Annotated in this window: 3 protein-coding genes; 2 read left to right on the top strand and 1 reads right to left on the bottom strand. The window is 40.6% G+C overall.

What is annotated here, in order from left to right:
- A partial coding sequence (locus EKO24_RS06185) for a phage/plasmid replication protein, II/X family (RefSeq protein ID WP_241674414.1) occupies window positions 1-451 on the bottom strand: 451 nt, incomplete at its 3' end.
- Between the two features lie 131 nt (window positions 452-582).
- Between EKO24_RS06185 and EKO24_RS22800 the strand changes: the two genes are divergently transcribed.
- Both EKO24_RS22800 and EKO24_RS06175 read left to right on the top strand, forming a co-directional pair.
- On the top strand, window positions 583-777 hold the full coding sequence (locus EKO24_RS22800) for a hypothetical protein (protein ID WP_127027382.1): 195 nt from the start codon (window positions 583-585) through the stop codon (window positions 775-777).
- Window positions 778-867: 90 nt separating this feature from the next.
- Window positions 868-1,215, top strand: a complete 348-nt coding sequence (locus EKO24_RS06175; protein ID WP_127027381.1) for a hypothetical protein — start codon at window positions 868-870, stop codon at window positions 1,213-1,215.
- Window positions 1,216-1,228: the final 13 nt, after the last annotated feature.

The following is a 1,228-nucleotide window of genomic DNA, read 5'->3' as shown; positions in this document are numbered from 1 at the left end:
TTCCGGCAGCATGTAACCAGGCCTCAACGCTGGCGTCATTACCGACATCGTAAAGTTCGTTAATGTCTAGCATCTTGATTTTGTAGTCGCCTTTTTTAATACGAGCTTCAGCCGCATAAACAGCTATGCTCTTAGCGCCGAAATGGTCGGGATAAAGCTCGCAAATCTTACGGAAAGAAAGCAAAAGCAATGTGTTCAAGTCGCGGGAGCCAAAGACATTATGACCTTGCAAGAACTTGCAGAGGTTGCCGTCGATCATTAAGGCGGTTGCCCTGCCCTCACCGTTACCACCGGTTGACCGTATCTTGAGACTCGTTTCATGGCTGGAGCGGCAATCAATCGATTTGACGCACTCCCAAGCAATTTCGCCGGTAGCTTCAATAGACAACACACGACCGGCCGGAATGGGGTCATGTGGGAACTCTATTTCACCGCGAAACCAGTCAATCATGTAATGAAAACCAAGGACGAATTACTATTGTTATCTGCTAACAACTTAGCACTTGCAGAAATTTAAACATGAGAGCTGCTAACAAGTCAATATGCTAATATGCAAACATGTAACAAAGGGCGGGCAAAAAAATGGCAAAACTCATTACGGGAACGAGAATCAGAGCGGATAGAGCTGAGAAATTAAGAGATAAAGCGTTCGACCTAATGCTAAAAACAAAAGAAAGAATTACAGAGACTGATCTGATTAATTACCTAATCGACAACTATGTAGACAGGTTCGACGCAGACCAAAACGGAATATTTATAAAAGAAGAAAACGAATAAAAGTCTCAAAAATGAGACTAAAGGACAGTACTACTTACCCCTGTCCTTGCGTTGTTGCGAATCGTTCTTAATTGAAGGGGGTGATAATCCATGAATATGGAAGAGAAAATCAAAAAAATCGAAGAAGAAAAGAAAAAAAAGTATCTCATCCCGCCATCAAAACAAATATTCCATTGCGGAATCATTATGCTTGTATCTTTAGTAATAGGACGAATCAGCGTTCAAATTGGATATGAAGTTAATCCATCTGTGTTATTAGATGATGAGAAGCTCAATGCAATTGACCAATTACATAGGGTATATGGTAATTTTTTAGGGTTAATTATTGGCACAGTCGGCGGAGTTCCTTACCTAATTTGGACGGGCCTACGAGCATCCAAGTACCATAAAGAAGTTAAAGAAGAAACCAATATTTTGAAAGAAAAAGTAAAGAAATAGACCTCGCATAATG

Source organism: Candidatus Methylobacter oryzae (genome assembly GCF_003994235.2).
In the GTDB taxonomy this organism is placed as follows: Bacteria; Pseudomonadota; Gammaproteobacteria; order Methylococcales; family Methylomonadaceae; genus Methylobacter_A; species Methylobacter_A oryzae.
This window is presented reverse-complemented; position numbering and strand designations above follow the sequence as displayed.